Annotated in this window: 1 protein-coding gene; it reads left to right on the top strand. The window is 45.7% G+C overall.

Annotated elements, in window-relative coordinates; all coding sequences use genetic code 11:
- Window positions 1–194: 194 nt before the first annotated feature.
- Window positions 195–394: hypothetical protein (locus WEIDD23_RS14995; RefSeq protein WP_242865533.1), on the top strand; the 200-nt coding region annotated here is incomplete at its 3' end.

The raw sequence follows: 394 nt of genomic DNA, 5'->3' as shown, positions 1-394 counted from the left end.
GTTGCTGGGATTGGGGAGAAGACATATGCTCGCTTAGCTCCGTTGGTTACGGTTTAATGCCCGGTTATTGGTTAGTCCTGTCATTGTACATTGCCGGGTTAAACACGGTAATCCGTTATCAATTTTGGTGGTCAGTGCCGCTGTTATTGTGGTTAAGTAGCTTACTCGTAATTCGTTTTCGGTGTCGCATTGTTTTGACGATACTCATCACGATTGGCTATGTCGGTTTTTTTATTGCACAGGATGCAAAGCTAACCGCATTAGCGCAACGCCCAACTGGTAAAGTTGAGAGTACGTTTCGCATCCATGCCGATGAACTACAGTTTAGTGGTACAACAATTACAGGGTTTGCGGTGATGCCAAATCGGGAACGGGTGCGGTTAACTTGGTTTTG

Origin of the sequence: Weissella sp. DD23 (assembly GCF_001579105.1) — a bacterium.
GTDB lineage: Bacteria > Bacillota > Bacilli > Lactobacillales > Lactobacillaceae > Weissella > Weissella cibaria.
Note: the sequence above shows the minus strand (reverse complement) of the source record. Positions and strands in the feature narration are given on the sequence as shown.